General features: G+C 60.1%; 17 protein-coding genes. 12 read left to right on the top strand and 5 right to left on the bottom strand.

Annotation, left to right across the window (positions count from 1 at the left end):
* Nucleotides 1-166 precede the first annotated feature (166 nt).
* The 3 genes from BLW11_RS16865 to BLW11_RS16855 all read right to left on the bottom strand — a co-directional run bounded on the left by BLW11_RS16865 (nucleotide 167) and on the right by BLW11_RS16855 (nucleotide 2476).
* Nucleotides 167-589, bottom strand: a complete 423-nt coding sequence (locus tag BLW11_RS16865; protein ID WP_048361678.1) for a glycine zipper domain-containing protein — start codon at nucleotides 587-589, stop codon at nucleotides 167-169.
* Between the two features lie 164 nt (nucleotides 590-753).
* Nucleotides 754-1389, bottom strand: a complete 636-nt coding sequence (locus BLW11_RS16860; protein ID WP_048361679.1) for a glutathione S-transferase family protein — start codon at nucleotides 1387-1389, stop codon at nucleotides 754-756.
* Nucleotides 1390-1585: 196 nt separating this feature from the next.
* Complete coding sequence (locus BLW11_RS16855; RefSeq protein ID WP_048361680.1) at nucleotides 1586-2476, bottom strand: LysR substrate-binding domain-containing protein; 891 nt, start codon at nucleotides 2474-2476, stop codon at nucleotides 1586-1588.
* A gap of 129 nt (nucleotides 2477-2605) precedes the next feature.
* Here BLW11_RS16855 and BLW11_RS16850 point away from each other — a divergent pair, with 129 nt between their 5' ends.
* On the top strand, nucleotides 2606-4000 hold the full coding sequence (locus tag BLW11_RS16850) for an MFS transporter (RefSeq protein ID WP_048361681.1): 1395 nt from the start codon (nucleotides 2606-2608) through the stop codon (nucleotides 3998-4000).
* Between the two features lie 76 nt (nucleotides 4001-4076).
* Here BLW11_RS16850 and BLW11_RS16845 read toward each other — a convergent pair whose 3' ends face one another.
* Nucleotides 4077-4721 carry a TetR/AcrR family transcriptional regulator gene (locus BLW11_RS16845; RefSeq protein WP_048361682.1) on the bottom strand — a complete coding sequence of 215 codons (645 nt, stop codon included), beginning with the start codon at nucleotides 4719-4721 and terminating at the stop codon, nucleotides 4077-4079.
* A gap of 189 nt (nucleotides 4722-4910) precedes the next feature.
* Here BLW11_RS16845 and BLW11_RS16840 point away from each other — a divergent pair, with 189 nt between their 5' ends.
* From BLW11_RS16840 to BLW11_RS16810, 7 genes are all read left to right on the top strand, one after another.
* Complete coding sequence (locus tag BLW11_RS16840; protein WP_048361683.1) at nucleotides 4911-6698, top strand: ABC transporter ATP-binding protein; 1788 nt, start codon at nucleotides 4911-4913, stop codon at nucleotides 6696-6698.
* Nucleotides 6692-8458 (top strand): ABC transporter ATP-binding protein, encoded by a 1767-nt coding sequence (locus BLW11_RS16835; RefSeq protein ID WP_048361684.1) that lies wholly within the window; start codon nucleotides 6692-6694, stop codon nucleotides 8456-8458. Before BLW11_RS16840 ends, BLW11_RS16835 begins: the two co-directional genes overlap by 7 nt.
* Nucleotides 8458-9399 carry an ABC transporter permease gene (locus BLW11_RS16830; protein WP_048361685.1) on the top strand — a complete coding sequence of 314 codons (942 nt, stop codon included), beginning with the start codon at nucleotides 8458-8460 and terminating at the stop codon, nucleotides 9397-9399. Before BLW11_RS16835 ends, BLW11_RS16830 begins: the two co-directional genes overlap by 1 nt.
* Nucleotides 9399-10343 (top strand): iron chelate uptake ABC transporter family permease subunit, encoded by a 945-nt coding sequence (locus BLW11_RS16825; protein ID WP_048361830.1) that lies wholly within the window; start codon nucleotides 9399-9401, stop codon nucleotides 10341-10343. The genes BLW11_RS16830 and BLW11_RS16825 overlap by 1 nt, the downstream gene beginning before the upstream one ends.
* Nucleotides 10340-11101 carry an iron ABC transporter ATP-binding protein gene (locus BLW11_RS16820; RefSeq protein WP_048361686.1) on the top strand — a complete coding sequence of 254 codons (762 nt, stop codon included), beginning with the start codon at nucleotides 10340-10342 and terminating at the stop codon, nucleotides 11099-11101. The genes BLW11_RS16825 and BLW11_RS16820 overlap by 4 nt, the downstream gene beginning before the upstream one ends.
* An 11-nt stretch (nucleotides 11102-11112) precedes the next feature.
* Entirely contained in the window at nucleotides 11113-12108 is a 996-nt protein-coding gene (locus BLW11_RS16815) for a siderophore ABC transporter substrate-binding protein (protein WP_048361687.1), read from the top strand.
* A 111-nt stretch (nucleotides 12109-12219) separates the two neighbouring features.
* Nucleotides 12220-14436: a TonB-dependent receptor gene (locus tag BLW11_RS16810; RefSeq protein ID WP_048361688.1), complete on the top strand. Its 2217-nt coding sequence runs from the start codon at nucleotides 12220-12222 to the stop codon at nucleotides 14434-14436.
* Between the two features lie 71 nt (nucleotides 14437-14507).
* Here the strand turns inward: BLW11_RS16810 and BLW11_RS16805 are convergent, their stop codons facing one another.
* Complete coding sequence (locus BLW11_RS16805; RefSeq protein ID WP_048361689.1) at nucleotides 14508-15395, bottom strand: patatin-like phospholipase family protein; 888 nt, start codon at nucleotides 15393-15395, stop codon at nucleotides 14508-14510.
* A 221-nt stretch (nucleotides 15396-15616) separates the two neighbouring features.
* Here BLW11_RS16805 and BLW11_RS16800 point away from each other — a divergent pair, with 221 nt between their 5' ends.
* The 4 genes from BLW11_RS16800 to BLW11_RS16785 all read left to right on the top strand — a co-directional run bounded on the left by BLW11_RS16800 (nucleotide 15617) and on the right by BLW11_RS16785 (nucleotide 17841).
* Nucleotides 15617-16255, top strand: a complete 639-nt coding sequence (locus BLW11_RS16800; RefSeq protein WP_048361690.1) for a cytochrome b/b6 domain-containing protein — start codon at nucleotides 15617-15619, stop codon at nucleotides 16253-16255.
* On the top strand, nucleotides 16252-17037 hold the full coding sequence (locus BLW11_RS16795) for a molybdopterin-dependent oxidoreductase (protein WP_048361691.1): 786 nt from the start codon (nucleotides 16252-16254) through the stop codon (nucleotides 17035-17037). Before BLW11_RS16800 ends, BLW11_RS16795 begins: the two co-directional genes overlap by 4 nt.
* A 70-nt stretch (nucleotides 17038-17107) precedes the next feature.
* Nucleotides 17108-17404 (top strand): pentapeptide MXKDX repeat protein, encoded by a 297-nt coding sequence (locus tag BLW11_RS16790; protein WP_048361692.1) that lies wholly within the window; start codon nucleotides 17108-17110, stop codon nucleotides 17402-17404.
* Between the two features lie 161 nt (nucleotides 17405-17565).
* Complete coding sequence (locus BLW11_RS16785) at nucleotides 17566-17841, top strand: metal/formaldehyde-sensitive transcriptional repressor (RefSeq protein ID WP_048361693.1); 276 nt, start codon at nucleotides 17566-17568, stop codon at nucleotides 17839-17841.
* Nucleotides 17842-17860: the final 19 nt, after the last annotated feature.

Raw genomic sequence — 17860 nt, 5'->3', positions numbered from 1 at the left:
TGGACTCTAGAGCAGTCCTGGGCAGTTGCCCCTTTAAAAGGGGTTATGCCTGCACAGCAAAAGATCGCGGGGTACACAAACTGCGCGGTGTATGGGGGAGGGGAAGGGGCGAGCGCACAAAAAAGCCCGACACGAAGTCGGGCTCTTGACCATTGAAAACCGGTTTTCAATGGTTTTTATTTTTGTTTTTGTGCTTATGTTTGTGTTTACCGCCCGAGCTGTGCCGGTTGCCATCGTCGCCCAGATTGTTGCCGACCGCGCCACCCGCAGCGCCGCCTAGCCCCGCCCCTATGGCAGAACCGGTGGAGCCTCCGAGCTGACGACCGATGAGCGAGCCGCCAGCACCGCCGACACCGCCACCAATGGCGGCTTCGGTCTTGTTGCCTCTTGGCGCGCCAACTGCGCTGCCTGCAGCACCGCCGACGCCTGCGCCGATGGCTGCCCCGGTAGAACCGCCCAACTGTTGACCGACAATATTGCCCAACACACCGCCAACACCGCCTCCGACAGCGGCAGATCCATCTCCAGCGGCCATTGCTCCCTGCGATATCACGATGCCCAGCACAAGGACCGGTAATGTAAATCGCATGTGATTAACCTCAGTCGATAGTGATCAATAGATTTAAGCAGGAGCGAAATGATCCTGCCTGTGAACATATGGATGGTGCATCAGGAATAAAGTTCGATGCTGGCACTGCAATGGCCTGCCTTTGGGCTGGAATCGCAATCTGGTTCATTACCCATTGTGCGGTGTCAGGCGCCCGTCGCTGGATGGGGGAGCGCAACACCCCGTTGCACGGCCGGGCGCAGGGCAATTCGCTCGTACCATGCGCTCAGGTGGCGATACCGGCTGAAGTCAAAGTTGATGATGCGGGCGATATGCATCCAGCCGAAGGTCGCGATATCGGCAATCGAGTAATGCGCTCCCGCCAGCCATGGCTGGCTGGACAGATGTTGATCGAGTGTTGCGAACGTCGATTCCGTCAGTTGCCGCAGGCGGGCGATGGCGGTGGGGCTTGCAGGCTGATCAAACAGTTCGAAATGCACGCGCTGGCCCAGGAGGGGCCCCATGCTCGAGGTGTGGAACATGAGCCAGGTAATGGCCGACCAGCGTTCAGAAGGCTCCGCAGGCAATAGCTGTGCTGTCTTTTCGGCCAGATAAAGCAGGATGGCGGCAGACTCGAACAGGGTGATGCCCGTCGCGTGGTCAACCAGAACGGGGATGCGCCCATGGGGGTTGAGCTTGAGAAATTCGGGCTGGCGGTGTTCGCCCTGCTCGATATGAACATGGCGAAGGGTATAGGGGAGTTCCAGCTCCTCCAGGGCAATGGTGATCTTGAAGCCGTTGGGCGAACTGTCGGTATAGAGCGTCAGGTCAGGGGCGGTCATTACAGGGCCTTTGGAGAACGACGGGGCAGTCAAATGGTGAAGAGGCACCCTAGCCGTCGGCACGCTGAATTTAAAACGATGTTTTATCCACTATGGGATCAGATTTTCTAAACCCTGCCTTGCGCGAAAGCGCGTCGCGATGGCACGCCCCTGATGAGCTGAATCAATAGTGCAGGGAGCGATCCTGAAAGGTTCGTTAAATCACCCCCTGGGCTTCTTCCATGATCCAGTCCACGAATGCCTTGACCTCTTCTCTGTGCAGGGCGTCCTGGCGGGTCACCACATAGTAGGCAAAGCGCGCAGGCCAAGGTTTATCCAGGACCTGGACGAGGCGGCCGGCGTTGATTTCTTCCAGCGCGTATTCCCGGGGTACCAGGGCTAGCCCTTGACCGGCCTCGGCGGCCCGAATCAGCAGGAAATCATCTTCGAACGCTGTGCCGCGTTCGGCGCGCGGATCTTTGGCGACGTCGTGGGCCGCGAGCCAGAGGGACCAGTCTGTCCGGTCAGCGTCATGCAACAGCGCAAATTCAAGACAATCCGCCGGGTTAGTGATTTTCGGGCTTGCGGCCATCAGGGCGGGACTGGCTACCGGCACCATCACGGGCGCCATCAGGCGGGTGACTTGCAAACCGGGATAGTTGCCCAGCCCGTGGCGCAGCGCCACATCGACCCGGTCCCGGCGCATGTCGGCCACGGCGGACGTGGCTTCAACCCTGACTTCGATGTGCGGGTGGCGCAGGTTAAAGCGACCAAGGCGCGGCACCAGCCACGAAGCGGCAAACGTCGCGACCGTACTGATGGTCAAGGTCTGCCGGCACTTGATGGCCTCCAGCGACTGCAATGCCTGTTGCATGTTTTCAAAGGCCTGGAGCAACACGGGATGAACGCTGGCCCCGGCTTCTGTCAGGCGCAAACCGCTTCGCTCCCGTGTGAACAGCGCCATGCCGACCCGATCTTCCAGCAAGCGAATCTGCTGGCTGACAGCACCTGAAGTGACACTCAGCGCTTGAGCGGCCGCCTTGATACTGCCGCGTTGCCCGACTTCAACAAAGGTACGCAACGCGAGAAGGGGCAGCGACGTGGCCATGGGGTTTAGTTTTCCTGACTTTTGAGAGCACAAATGATCGTTTCCGCACAACCGGCGTGAGGACGATGATACAGCGTGTTTAGAGGTTCTAATCAAGTTTAGTAAAACTAAATCTATAGGGGTGTACGAATGAATAATCCTCGCTGGCGGCTCTGCCTCATTTTGTTATGCACGACTCAATTTGTGGCATTGCTCGACTTCTCTATCACCATGATCCCCTTGCCGCAGATTCAGGAAAGCCTGGGGTTCACGCCTGGAGCCTTGCAGTGGGTCATCAATGCGTACGGCGTCGCCATTGCGGGGTTTCTGCTGTTGGGTGGGCGCGCTGCCGACATGTTTGGCCGTCGCCGGGTATTTCTGCTGGGGCTGGTGATCTTCACTCTGGGCTCATTGCTCGGCGGTTTCTCGCAGAGCCCCGCAATGCTCATCGTGACCCGGGCCATGCAAGGCTTTGGCGCGGCCCTTTTTTCACCGGCTGCTTTTTCGTTGTTGCTGGCGCTGTTCCCTGACGAGAAATCGCGCAACCGTGCGCTGGGGGCCTGGACGGCCGTGGCTGCAAGCGGTTTCGTTGCAGGGCTGATTCTGGGTGGGATCATCACTGATGCGCTGGGCTGGCGCTGGGTGCTCTGGATCAATGTCCCTGTGGGTGTGCTGGTGATTGCCCTGGCAGGCTACCTGCCAGAAGGCAAGCGCGAGGCTTCAATGGCCGCGATGCGCCTCGACATCGGCGGTGCGGTTCTGGTCGCGTCGGGTGCTGCAACGCTGGTGTTCGCGTTTGCCAACAGCGAGCACGTCGGCCTTGCTTCGCCCGTCACTTACGGGTTGATTGCCCTGGCCGTGGGACTGCTCGGCGTCTTTGTCTGGGTTGAAACCCGGGTCGAATACCCGCTGATGCCCATTCCGATTTTTTGGCAGCGCATGACCGGTGGCGCAAACCTGGTGTCGTTGCTGGCGAATACCGCGCTGGGGCCGACGTTTGTCGTTGTGGCGCTGTATATGCAGGAAATCCTCGGTTTCACCGCTACTCAGACAGGCCTGGGGCTGTTGCCGATGGCGATTGCCTTCACGCTCTCCAGCGCCTGGGTAGGGCCCTCCCTGATCGCAAGGGTAGGGACCAAACCGGTGATTATGGGCGGCATGACGGTGTTTATCTGTGGGCTGGCCTTGCTGGGTGTTTCCCTGGCCGTGGACACCTCCTGGGCTGGTTCGATTCTTCCCGGGACGTTGTTGGGGGGCATTGGTTACGGCATCGCATTCCCGGCCTGGACCGTGGCCGGTATTGAAGGAGTCGATGCGGTCGATCATGGTTTGGCGGGCGGCATGCTGACCACGACCCAGGAAGTGGGTTCTGCGGTCGGCCTGGCCGTGGGTGTCGCGGTGAGCATCGCCGTGCTGGCGGACGGGGGCAGTGCGGTGCAGGGCTTCAGCTACGCCATTCTGGTATCTGCCTGCATGGTGGCGGTGGGTTTTTTGTGTGCTGCCCTCATCTTGCCAAACAAGACTGCCCGGTTATCGTTGGCCTGACCGTCGGGCGCCTGTTGTAGAAACCCAGTGAGTCACCAGAGGGCTCACCGGGCAGGTGCCGGGGGCTTGATAGCGTTTATGACGTGCCCTCAAGCTCCCGGCCATCTGCCTGCACTTCTTCCTCCAGCAACACCAGCGCGCCGACAATGAGCGCGTACATGCCTTGATCCAGCTCGACCTCCATCTCCGCTTCTTCCGCGGCCCGATCCGCCTCCAGCAAGGGGTCGCGGCCAGTGACCGAATACACCGTGTCGGCCACCGCGATGCCATGGAAGGCCACAGTTGCCAGCAACCAGCGTGCGCGCTCCTTTGAAATGCCATAGGCATCCGCGATATGGCTCTGGTGCTGGTCGATCTTGGCGAGCATGGGTTGTGTCGCCGCCAACCTGCGGATGACGTAAGGCGTCAGCCCGGGGTGCGCCTTGACGAACACGCGTACCGAGGTGGCAAACACAACCATGTACGCCCTCAACCCGCCATGGCGCTCAGCGTCGGCCAGCGGTATTTGCCAGCGGGTGAAGATCTCCTCGGCAACCATGCTTTTGAGCGCCTCCAGGTTCGCAACGTGCTTGTAGAGCGCCATATGGCTGACCCCCAATGCGGCCGCGACGCCGACGAAGGTAATACCCGGCAAGCCGATCTTGATGCCTGCTTCGACGATGCGTTCTCGCGTGATGGTGCGAGGACGCCCTCGGGTAGCGGGTGGTTGTGGCGCTTTCATGACTGATCCCTGGACGGTGGTGACAGTCTTGTAGCCGTCTTGTCAGCATTTCGCAAATTAGTTTATAGTCATGCAACTAATTAAGTTTCCGATTCCCGGAGCGATTCTATGCAACCCGACGCTCCTCACATCCCCCGCAGGAAGGCGAGAGCCATCCCACTCCTCTGAATTTCTGGACGCTTTATTTCCATGGACACTCATGACTCGGCCTCGGCCAAAACGAAGGTGCGCGGCCCGATCAGCCAGGTATTGAACCCAATCCGCGGGCGCCTGATCGTTGCTGCCATGCTCGCCGCGGTGGGTGCGATGCTGACGCTGGTGCCACTGGCCGGCATCGCGCATATCGCCAGGATGGCCCTGGGTGACGCCGGTATTGCGCCGGGCGAGGTGTGGTGGGCGGTGATCGTGGGGGTGGCGAGCCTGTGCGCCGGCATGCTGCTGATATCCGCCGGTGAACTGCTCGCCCACCTGGCGGACAACCGCATCACCCATCACCTGCGCCTGGCGATCGTTCGGCGTCTGAGTCGCGTGCCGCTGGGCTGGTTCACCAGCCGGGCCTCGGGCGAGGTCAAGCAGGCGATGCAGGACGACATCAATACGTTGCACAGCCTGACCGCGCATTTCTACACGACGGTGGGGCGGGCAGTTGGCGCGGTTCTGATCTCGGTGGTTTACCTGTTTTCGATGGACTGGCGCATGGCAATTGTCTCGACCCTGCCGTTTGCCGGGTTCTTCCTGTTCTTCGCCAGGGCCATGAAGGCCAGTGAGGCGAACATTCAGAACTTCGCTGCGGGGATGGGCCGTATCGACAATGCGGTTGTCGAGTTCGTCAACGGTATTGCAGTGGTCAAGTCATTCAGTGCCAGCGGCAAGGCCCACAGCAGTTACCGCGAGGCAATCGATGACTTCGCCCAGGCCTTCATCGGGTTCACCCGGCCTTTGGTGACGCCGATGGCCAATGCCAACGCGATGATTGCGCCGGTCACAGTGCTTGGCGTGGTGCTGGTCTTCGGTACGTTGTTCGTGGTGCTGGGCTGGATCGCCCCACTGGATGTGCTGCCGTTCGCCCTGGTGACTCCTGGCGTTTGCGGGCCGTTGCTATTGCTGCACTACATCACCCATGACCTCAACCACGCGACCGGCGCCGCCCGGCGCGTGCAGGCCTTGCTGGATACACCCGTACTGGAGCAACCGGCGCCGGGCATGCAGCGGTCGCCTGCAGGTACCGAGATTCGTCTCGAGCACGTTGGTTACGGCTATGACGCCGGGCGCCAGGTGCTCTCGGATGTCAGCTTCACGCTCAAACCCGGCACGACGACGGCTATTGTCGGGCGCTCCGGTGCGGGCAAGTCGACCCTGGCGCGACTGCTGCTGCGCTTCTTCGACCCGACAACGGGGCGTATTACCCTGGGTGGCGTGGATCTGCGCCATATCGAGACTTCAAGCCTTTACCGGCACATAGGGTTTGTCTTGCAGGAGGTGCGCCTGATCCACGCCAGTGTGCGCGACAACATTGCCCTGGGCAGACCGTCGGCCAGCCAGCAGCAGATCGAGGCCGCAGCGCGCACCGCGAATATCCATGAACGCATCCTCGACCTGCCGCGCGGCTATGAATCGGTGATCGGCGAGGACGCGCAGTTTTCCGGCGGTGAACAGCAGCGGGTGAGTATCGCCCGCGCCGTGTTGCTCGATCCGCCCGTGCTGGTGCTCGACGAAGCCACGGCTGCAGCCGATGCCGAAAGCGAAGTCGCTATCCAGGATGCGCTGTCGCGTTTCGCCGAGGGGCGCACGCTATTGGTCATCGCCCACCGGCTCGACACCGTGATGCACGCGGACCAGATCATCGTGCTCGACAACGGCTCCGTGCTCGAACAGGGCCGCCATGGCGAACTGCTTGCTCGCGGCGGGCTTTATGCGCGTTTGTGGGCACAGGGTGGCTATTCACATTCCGAAGAACTGGCGGTGTCGTCATGCTGAAGCCCTTTGTTCAACTGCTGGGTGAAGATGCGCCCGTTTTGTGGCGCTACGTCTGGATGGCGGTGTCGTATGGCCTGCTCAGTGGATTGACCCTCGCCACGCTGGTACCCGTTCTGGAGCGCTTGCTGGCAGGGGATGTACGCGGCGCTTCGTTGTGGCTGATCCTGACGCTGGCCGGCACGGTCGCCTGCTGGGCGTGGCGGCGCCAGGTGGAGAGGGCAGGTGTGGCCGTGGGTGTGGCTATCTTGCAGGGCGCGCGCCTGCGCATCGGCGATCATGTGGCGGGCCTGCCCCTGGGCTGGTTCACGGCGCAAAATACCAGCCGCCTCGGCCATGTCATTACCCAGGGGATGATGGCCGTCGCGCAACTGCCGGCCCATGTATTCACGCCGGTGATCACCGGCGCCGTGACGCCGCTGGTGATCGTGGCGGCGATGTTTGCGTTGCACTGGCCTATGGGCCTGATTGCGTTGCTCGGGCTGCCGGTGCTCGTGGCCGGGCTGCTGCTGACTGCCCGCCTGGGGCGGCGCGCCGACCGTGCTTTCCAGCATCACTTCGCCGACGCCAGCCAGAGGATGGTCGAGTTCGCCCAGGCCCAATCGGTGCTGCGCGCCTTCAATGGCGGGGGTGGCGGTACGCAGCTGCTCGAACAGGCCATCGACCGGCAGCGCCGGTCCGGCATGCGCCTGATCTGTCAGTCCACACTCTCGGTGGTGCTCAATGCCTGGCTAGTGCAGGCTGTCTTCGCGGTATTGCTGATCGCTGCGGCCCTGTGGCTCAACGCTCATTCGGGGCTCACGCTGGATACCGGCTCGGTGGTTGCCGTCATTGTCGCGCTGCTATTGACCAGCCGCTACATCGATCCGTTGCTGGACGTGGCCAGCTATGCCGAGATTCTGCGTGGCGCGTACAGCCAGCTTGAGGCGGTGCAAGGCGTTTTCGCGGCCGAGCCCCTGCCGGAACCGGAGCAGCCGCAGATACCGGTTGATGGCTCCATCGAATTGCGCGAGGTGAGCTTGCGATATGCGCCCGATCAGCCCTGTGTGCTGAGCGGCGTGAGCCTGCGTATTGCACCGGGCAGCATGACTGCGTTGATCGGTGCCAGCGGCTCGGGCAAGACCACGCTGGTGCGCTTGATTGCGCGGTTCTTCGATGCGAGCCAGGGCAGCGTGCTGATTGGCGGAGTGGACGTGCGACAGATGTCCAGTTCACAACTGGCTGACCAGATCAGTCAGATTTTCCAGGACACTTACCTGTTCCAGGGCAGCATTGCCGACAACATCCGCATCGGCCGCGCAGATGCCAGTGCTGAAGAAATCCTCGAGGCTGCGCAGCAGGCCGGTGTGACTGAGCTTATCGGGCGCCTGCCACAGGGTCTCGACACCCCCGTTGGTGAAGGCGGTGCACGCCTGTCAGGCGGTGAGCGCCAGCGCATCGCCATTGCCCGTGCGCTGATCAAGGCTGCACCCATCTTGCTGGTGGACGAGGCCACCGCGGCGCTGGATGCGGAAAATCAGCTCGTCATCGCGCAAGCGCTGTCCAGGCTGCGCGGCCGGCACACACTGGTGGTGATTGCACACCAATTGTCCACCGTGTCTATGGCTGATCAGATTGTGGTGCTCGATCATGGTCAAGTCGTTGAGCACGGCTCACCGGCTGCATTGCGCGCCAGTGGCGGGCGTTATGCGCATTTTCTGGAGCAACGCAGGGTTGCCAAGGGCTGGCGTATCGCCGCGCCGTCGAACAGCGGGCAAGCCTGATGCGGGCACGATGGTTTGCGTTGTTTGCCATGCTTTGCGTCGCGTCGCTGCTGACAGGGGCCCGGCAGTTGGAGTGGATGCAGCTGTTCTCACCGTCGGGCGATGCCTGGCTGACGCTTACAGCCAGCCGTCTGCCGCGTCTGGCGGCACTGGTGCTGACGGGGGTTGGGCTGTCTGTGTGCGGGGTGATCCTGCAGCACATTGTGCGCAACAAGTTCGTCGAACCGGGCACAACGGGTGGGCTGGATGCGGCCAAACTCGGCCTCCTGGTGTCGCTGGTACTGGCACCATCTGCCGGTACGCCGGGCCGAATGCTGTTTGCACTGGTGTTCTGCTTCGCCGCGGGCCTGATTTTTGTGTTGATCATCCGCCGTATCCAATTCAAGAGCACGGTACTGGTACCGGTGATCGGGCTGATGTATGGCGGCGTGCTGAGCGCCATTGCCGAGTTCTACGCCTATCGCAACAACATCATGCAAAGCATGCAGGGCTGGCTGCTCGGGGACTTTTCGCGGGTTGTGCAGGGCAGCTACGAAATCATCTATCTGGTCCTGCCGATCGTTGCGCTGACCTACTTGTATGCACACCGTTTCACCGTGGTCGGCATGGGTGAGGGCATGGCCACGAGCCTGGGCCTCAACTACCCGGCAACCGTGGCGTTGGGCTTGCTGCTGGTGGCAGTCACCGTATCCGCTACAGTCATCACCGTCGGTTCGATCCCCTTTGTCGGGCTGGTCATCCCCAATCTGGTCGCGCTGCGTTATGGCGACAACCTGGGCCGCACGCTGCCCATCGTTGCGCTGGGTGGCGCGTCATTAATGTTGGTCTGCGACATTCTCGGGCGCCTGCTCATTTACCCGTTCGAGGTACCGATCGGCCTGACCGCAGGCAGCGTGGGCGGCGTGCTGTTCCTCGCGCTGCTGATCTGGAGGCACCGATGATGCGCCTGCAGCCACGGCATGCCGTGTGGGTTGTCGTCACCCTGGCACTGGTTTTTGTGTTCATGCGCTCGGGCCTGGATTTTGACTACGTGATCCCCAAGCGGATCGCCCGGCTGACGGCCATGCTGATTGGCGGGGTATGCGTCGCCTGGTCGTCGATCACGTTCCAGACCCTTACGGGCAACCGGATACTGACGCCGGCAATCATGGGCTACGAGGCCGTCTTTGTGCTGTTGCAGGCCCTGCTGGTGTTGTTTCTGGGCAGCTACAGCACGGTTCTGCTCGGCATCAACGGCAACTTTTTGCTGTCCGTGCTGGTGATGCTTGGGTATTCGTGGGCCATCCATCGCTGGTTGTTCCGGGACGGCAAAAGCAACGTGTACTTCCTGCTGCTGATCGGCCTGGTACTGACCATGGTCATCGGTACGTTTACCCAGTTTGTCCAGCTCAAGGTCAGCCCTGGCGAGTTCTCGGTCTTGCAGGGCTTCAGCCTGGCCTCCTTCAATCGGGCACAACCCCAGCAGTTGTTCTACTCGGGGCTTGTGGTGGCTGCGGTTTGCCTGGTGGGTCTCAAGACCTTGCCGACCCTCGATGTGCTCTCTTTGGGGCGTGATCAGGCCATGTCCCTGGGGGTCGACTATCGGCGCAGCGTGCGCCTGCATCTTGCGCTGATCGCGGCGCTGGTCGCGGTGTCGACCAGCCTTCTGGGGCCCACGGCTTTTATGGGCATCTTTGTGGCGAACATCACCTATGCGCTGGCCCGAACCTTCAGGCACCGAGTCACGCTGGCACTGGGAAGCGTGATTGCCGTCGGCATGTTCATCGTCGCCCAACTGCTGGTCGAGCATGTTTTCAACTACAAGACCACCGTCGGCATTCTCGTCAATCTGGTGTGCGGCGGGTATTTCCTGGTGTTGATGGTACGTACCCGAGGAGCTCCATGATCACTGTCCACGACCTCCATAAGACCTATGGCGCCAAGACTGTCCTGAGGGGCGTCGACGCCTGCTTTCCAGCCCGGCGCCTGACGTCGCTTATCGGCCCCAATGGCGCAGGCAAAACCACGTTGCTGATGATGATCGCGCGGCTGATGGAGCCTGGCCGCGGAGACGTCCGCATCGAGGGCTGCCCGGTCACTGGCATTCATATCGGTGAATATGCCCGGCGCGTCGCTACCTTGCGCCAGTCCCCAGACTTCAACCTGCGCCTGACAGTGCAGGAATTGGTCGCCTTCGGGCGCTTTCCCTACAGCCGTGGTGCGTTGACCCGTGAAGATCAGCGGGTGATCGACGACGCCATCTCGTTCCTGTCGCTGGAACCGTTGCGCCATGCCTACCTCGACGAACTCAGCGGTGGGCAGCGGCAGATGGCCTTTCTGGCGATGACCATCGCTCAACAGACGGACTGTCTGCTGCTGGATGAGCCGCTGAACAACCTCGATATCAAGCACGCCGTGCAGATCATGCGGGCGCTGCGCCGGCTGTGCGACGAACACGGACGCACCGTGATCCTGGTCGTGCATGACATCAACTTCGCGGCCAGCTATTCCGACCACATTGTTGCGATGAAGGGCGGGGCGGTGCATTGCGCCGGCAGCGTTGACGAGGTGATTACCCAAGCCCGGCTGGGCGAACTGTACGGGCTGGACTTCGAGATCACTGAGGGTCAGCGCGGGCGCCTGTGCAACTACTTCAACCCATAAAGAGAAGCGAAATGACCTCCCATCACAGATATCGGTTGTGGCCGCTGGCCGTGCTGATCGCCGCGACTGTCGCGGTGCAAGGGTGCAATGAGAAACCGGCCGAACCGCCACGGGCAGCCACTGAGTTGCAGGTGGGGCAGGCGGTGTTTGCGCCGGTCGTGGTGCAACACCAGTTGGGCACCACCGTGATCGAGCGTGCGCCACAGCGTGTGGTCGCACTTGACATGAATGAGGTCGATTTCCTCGACCAGTTGGGGGTGCCGGTGGTGGGCATGCCGAAGGATTTCGTCCCGCAGTTTCTGGCTAGCTATAAAGATTCGCCGAGTGTCGAAGATCTGGGCTCGATTGTTCAGCCCAACCTGGAACGGGTCCATGGCGCCAGACCTGACCTGATCCTGATCACCTCGCTGCAGGCCAATCACTTTCGGGAACTGAGCGAAATGGCCCCGACGATTCATTTCGATGTCGATTACCGCGATAGCGAGGCGCGCCATATCGAGGTCATCCGGGAACACCTCCTGACTCTGGGGCAGATCTTCGGCAAGCAGGCGCTCGCGCGTCAGAAAATCATGGCGCTGGATGCCAAGGTCGAGGAGGCCAGGTGCATCACCCAGGATCGCCCCGAGAAAGCACTGGTGGTGCTGCACAACAACGGCGCCTTCAGCTCCTTCGGCGTGCAGTCGCGCTACGGGTTCATCTTCAATGCGCTGGGCGTTAAGCCGGCCAGCCCGATGGCCGAAACCGGCCTGCATGGCCAGCCGATTTCCAGTGAATTCATCCAGCAGGCCAACCCCGACATCATCTATGTGGTGGACCGAACGGCCGTAATGGAGCGTCGCCCGGTGATGGGCGCCGAGAGCATGGGCAACCCGCTGTTGCGCCAGACCAATGCCTGGAAAAACCATCGGGTGATCTTCGTCGACCCCCAGGCCTGGTACGTAACCGGGGCCAGCCCGACCTCTTTGAAGCGGGTGATCGATGATGTCGTCAGGGGCTACCGGGACTGAGGCGTGCAGGGCCTTTGCCCGCTGCATATTTGACGTTTATCGATTCTCATTAAAAACATCCCTTTCATTCAGATTAATAAAAACATCTTTTCAATTGAACGGAGTCATAGCGTGCGTAAACGCCACTTTCACACCCGTATTGCGCCCCAACGCGCAGTTGTTGCCTCGAATCGCACGGCTGTTGCAGTGCAGGGCGTACTCCTTGGCCTGACCCTGGCCGTATCGGGCCTGCCGGCCCATGCCGAGAGCTTGCCGAACGAAGAAGAGGGCGTCTCGACGCTGCCTGCCACGATGGTGGAAGGCGAAATGGCGTTGCCTTCCGAGTTGCCAGCCGCCTATGCGGGCGATCAGGTGGCCTATGGCAGCCGTGTTGGCCTGCTGGGCAACAAGGACTTTATGGAAACGCCATTCAGCACCATCAGCTACACGGAAAAATACATTGCCGACCGTCAGGCCCAAAACATCACCCAGGTCATCGCGGCGACCGACCCTTCGGTCTTCAGCAACGGCCTGACCGGAACCTTCAGCGAGAACTACTCCATCCGTGGTTTCGCCAGCAACATCAGCGACGTGACGATAGGAGGCCTGTATGGCGTAGCACCTTACTACCGGATCTCCCCGGAAATGTACGAGCGCATCGAGGTGCTCAAAGGCCCGTCGGCCTTGCTCAATGGCATGCCGCCGGGTGGTTCGGTAGGCGGCACCGTCAATCTGGTGCCCAAGCGTGCGGGCGACGAGCCTTTGACGCGACTGACAGGGACCTACATGTCCGATGCGCAGTTCGGCGGCCATCTCGATGTGGGCCGGCGCTTTGGTGAAAGCCAGCAGTTCGGCGTGCGCTTCAACGGCGTATACCGTGATGGCGACGGCGCAATCAACCATCAGCAGCAGAAAGCAGAACTGACGTCGCTGGGACTGGACTGGCGTGGCGAGCGCATGCGCCTCTCTGCCGATCTGTATGAAAGTGAAGATCGTGTGCGCGGGCAGAACCGCGGGATCAACCTGGACAGTGGCGTGGCGGTGCCCAAGCCACCCAAGGCCGACACCTTGCTGAACCCTGATTGGGCCTTCGTGGAGACCAAGGACCGGGGTGCGATCGTGCGGGGTGAGTTCGACCTGAGTGACAGCCTTATGGCCTATGCGTCTTACGGCACCAGCAGGACCCACTACACCTACAGCGGCACCATGCTGGCTACCGTGATTAACGAGGCGGGTGACTTCAAGACCAGCATGGGCCAGTTGAAGATGGACCTGGAGAAAACCTCGGGGGAGGTTGGCTTGACGGGTAACTTCCAGACGGCCGCGATCAAGCATCACTGGACCGTAAATGCCACGCACTACGGCGACACCCAAAAGGACTACGGGCGTCGCTGGGTGCCGGACGCGGACTGGATCACCAACATCTACAACCCGGTGTGGGGGCCGGCTGCGGCCAAGAGCTTCCCGTACATTGCTCATACCGAAACCCGCCTGACCAGTTACGGGGTCGCGGATACGCTGTCAGTCCTGGACGACCAGGTGCAATTGACCCTTGGCGTACGCCGCCAGCAGGTGCTCACCGACTCCTTCAGCACCTCCACCGGAGCGCGTACCAACCGTTATGACGAAGGGGCAACCACGCCTGCGGCGGCGTTACTGGTCAAGCTCACCGAGAATGTTTCCGTGTATGCGAACTACATCGAAGGCCTGAGCAAGGGCGCAACCGCGCCGATGACGGCGGCGAATGCGGGGGACGTATTCGCACCCTACAAGTCCAAGCAGAAGGAAGTTGGCGTCAAGGTGGACCTGGGGGACTTCACCCACACCCTGAGCCTGTATGAAATCACGCGCCCCAACAGCTACATCGACCCGGCCACCAATGTCTTTTCCTTTGGTGGCGAGCAGCGCAACCGTGGCATCGAGTGGGGGTTTTTCGGCTCGCCGCTGCACGATGTGCGCCTGATGGGCGGCGTGGCCCATGTCGACCCCAAGATCACCAAGGCTGAGGGCGGCATCAACGAAGGCAAGACCGCCACCGGCCTGCCCACGCTGCAAGGAAAATTGGGTGTGGAATGGGATACCCCGGTCATGGATGGCCTGACACTGACCGCCAATGGGACATCGGTCTCAAAGCAGTACATCAGCGACGACAACGCGCAGTCGATTCCGGGCCACACCATCTATGACTTGGGCGCACGTTACGCCGCTCAGGTTGCCAGCCGGCCGGTGACATTACGGGGCAGCGTGACCAACGTGACCAACAAGGCCTATTGGGGAACGCCGCTGCTGTCGAGCCTTGGCCTGGGAGCGCCGCGCACCTTTGAGCTTTCTGCGACGGTAGAGTTCTAAGGAGGAGGGCGGGCCTGAAGTTCTGGCGGCGTGCCGCCAGGATTTTTACTGCATGAATGCCAAGGGCCACATCAGCCGGGTGAAGGTCCCCCATCATCAACATGATGAGTGTGAGCCAGCAACGAATCCGGTACCCCTACGCGTATCAGCCCGCCGCCTTCGATCCACGTTTTGGTTGAATGACAAGCTCGTTGCAGCAGCTGATCAGTCTGGTTGAAATCGAAGACAGAAGCGTCTAGCGGGCACAATGGAGGGACTACATGGATAGCCGCACGGGCTTTGTACAATTCGATATCACGCACCAGTTGACGCATGCTCATCAGGTTCAGCGTGTGCAGGGCTAACGCAACCAGCCCCTTTGGTGGGCACAGACAAGCACAACCGAACCCGGTTGGCAGCACTACAACCCGCGTTGCTCCCAATGCAACCGCACTGGCAATCGGGGTGTTGCTGGTTACTCCGCCGTCGACCAAGAATTTTTCGCCGACCCTCACGCTGGGAAACACCAGCGGAATCGCCGCACTGGCGAGCAGCGCTTGTTCCGCATTGCCACTGGACAGAAGCTCTTCAGCACCGGTGAGTAAATTGGTGGTGACAATATGCAGGGGCAATTGGGTATCTTCGATTAATTCAACCGGCAGCGATCTGCGCACTAAACGCTGCAAGGCTGAGGCGCTCAGAAGATGACCCCGCCGGTTCAAGATGCCCTTCAGGGTATCGAGTATCGAAAATGGGAACACATCGGACTGACGCAAGCCGCGCCAAAAATCCGCGAGCTCGTCTACGCCCTTTGCATTCGGCCTGGCGGCGAAGTAGGCACCGTTGATGGCTCCGACCGAAGCGCCAACCACCAGGTCGAAAGCAATCCCGGTCTCAACCAGAGCCTGTAGCATCCCGACCTGAACTGCGCCAAGGCTCCCGCCACCCGCGAGGACAAGCGCAGTTTTTACTGTTGGCATGGCATCCCCCACCTAAAAACTTCTCCAGACCTTACAAGCCTAGCTGGGCGGCGACTGCAACCGCCGGAATGTTTGAGGCTTCGGAATCAGACATCTTCAACAATAAGGCAAATTGGGCGTTCGGTTACTCATGGGCCCTCTTGAAGGAAGGCATTGTGTTTTGAGTTAGCGTCTACACTGAAACGTGGGTTGCGACGTTGTTAAAACCTGGAGCTTCTCCAATGCCAACTGCACCTGAAACGACCAGTGCCGCTACTCTGCATCCGAAGAGTAGCCATCCTCGTTGGTTGAGATTGGCGCATTGGCTGAATGCGCTCGCGGTGTTGGTGATGGTCACCAGTGGATGGCGGATCTACAACGCTTCCCCGCTTTTTGGCTTTAGTTTTCCCAAGTCGATCACCTTGGGTGGCTGGTTGGGCGGCGCGTTGCAATGGCATTTCGCAGCCATGTGGATGCTGGTTGCAGTCAGTCTGTTCTACTTGATCATCAACGTTGTCAGTGGTCGTCTCTCGCGGCGTTTTTTTCCGGTATCACCCAAAGGCTTTTTTCATGACCTGGGGTCTGCACTCCAAGGGCGGTTGGGGCATGCCGATCTTGGTCAGTACAACCAGGTACAGCGTGTGGCGTACTTGTTCGTGATGCTCGACATCACGGTTCTGGTGATTTCCGGGCTGGTACTGTGGAAGTCTGTTCAGTTCCCGCTATTACGTGAATTGCTGGGCGGCTACGACAGCGCCCGGTATGTGCACTTCATTGCGATGTCTCTGATGGTGGCTTTCATCGCCGTGCACTTGGTGATGGTCGCGCTGGTTCCGAAGACGTTACTGGCCATGATTATCGGCCACAAGGAGCACGTATGAGCAAGCGTGCGCAAAACCCAAAGCTTGACGAGGCGTCCATCCTGATGGACGCACGGAAAATCATTGCGCCTCAGATCGAAGATCGTTCACGCCGCTCCTTCCTGTTGCGAAGCTTGACCTTGGGCGGTGTGGCCATGCTGTCCGGCTGCAATATCACTGATAGCGATAACGTTGAAACCGCCCTGTCCTCCATATCGCGCTTCAATGACAGGGTACAGGGCTGGCTGTTCAACCCTGACGCCATGGCCCCCACTTACACCGAGTCGATGATTACCCGCCCGTTTCCCTTCAATGCCTTTTACGGCATTGACGAAGCGCCCGTTGTCGATGAAGACAGTTACCGGCTGGAAGTAACAGGCATGGTCGCCGACAAGCGCAGCTGGAAGCTTGAGGAGTTGCGAGCCATGGCCCAGATCGACCAGATCACCCGGCATATCTGCGTCGAGGGCTGGAGCGCGATCGGCCGTTGGGGCGGCATACGTTTCAGTGATTTCCTCAAGCGCATTGGCGCTGACACCGACGCAAAGTACGTCGGCTTCAAATGCGCCGACGATTACTACACCAGTATCGACATGGCCACGGCACTGCATGCTCAAACGCTGCTGACGCTGACCTACGACGGTGCCGTACTGCCGCGTGAGTATGGCTTCCCGATGAAGCTGCGCATGCCCACCAAGCTCGGTTACAAGAACCCCAAGCACATTCAAGCGATTTTCGTCACCAATACCTATCCGGGTGGTTACTGGGAAGACCAGGGCTACAACTGGTTCGGTGGCAGCTGACGCCCATGGCAACCTGAATGCGCGGCCCGGGCTGCGCTCGTACGCAACCTGAGTTTCAAGGAGCCTCACTATGAAAACGTTAACGACTGCAATACTGGGTATTTGCCTGGCAGTGGGCGTCGCAGCTGTGCATGCCGACGATACGATGTACAACGGCACCATGAAAAAAGACGCTATGTCCAAAGATACGATGCAACAGGGCACCATGAAAAAAGACACTATGAAAAAGGATGCGATGCACAAAGACGCTATGAGCAAGGGCACGATGAACAAAGAAACCATGGGCAAAGACACCATGAAGAAAGAGGCCATGCCCAAAGACGTCATGAAAAAAGACGATATGAATAAGAGTGACATGTCCCAGTAGAGCAGGGCGTCACAGGGAAAATGTAATGCGTTTGGAAAACCCGCTTCGGCGGGTTTTTTGATGGTATTTACCGGGATCTAACGAGGAGACTGGTATTGACGAGCTTGTATAGGTATAGGGGGTATGCCTATTATGCGCGACTTATTGAGGAGGGGCATTCCATGGGTCATGTCGCAGCCAACAAAGACGCTCTTCTAAAACGCGTAAAACGCATCGCCGGACAAATCCAGGCGCTTGAGCGGGCATTGGAATCGGATCTCGATTGCGCCAAAACACTGCACCTTGTTGCAGCCACTCGCGGAGCCATCAACGGTTTGATGGAGGAAATCATCGAGGACCATGCGCGGGAGCATGTCGCGAACCCTGCTCTGAGCGAAGAAGAGCGTAACAAGGGTGTCGAAGAGCTGCTTGAAGCCATTCGTCGTTACTCCAAGTAAACGCCTTCAGGAATCACTC

The sequence above is a fragment of the Pseudomonas deceptionensis genome, assembly GCF_900106095.1.
Lineage (GTDB): Bacteria > Pseudomonadota > Gammaproteobacteria > Pseudomonadales > Pseudomonadaceae > Aquipseudomonas > Aquipseudomonas deceptionensis.
The sequence above is the reverse complement of the archived record's forward strand: the minus strand, read 5'-3'. Positions and strand labels throughout refer to the sequence as shown.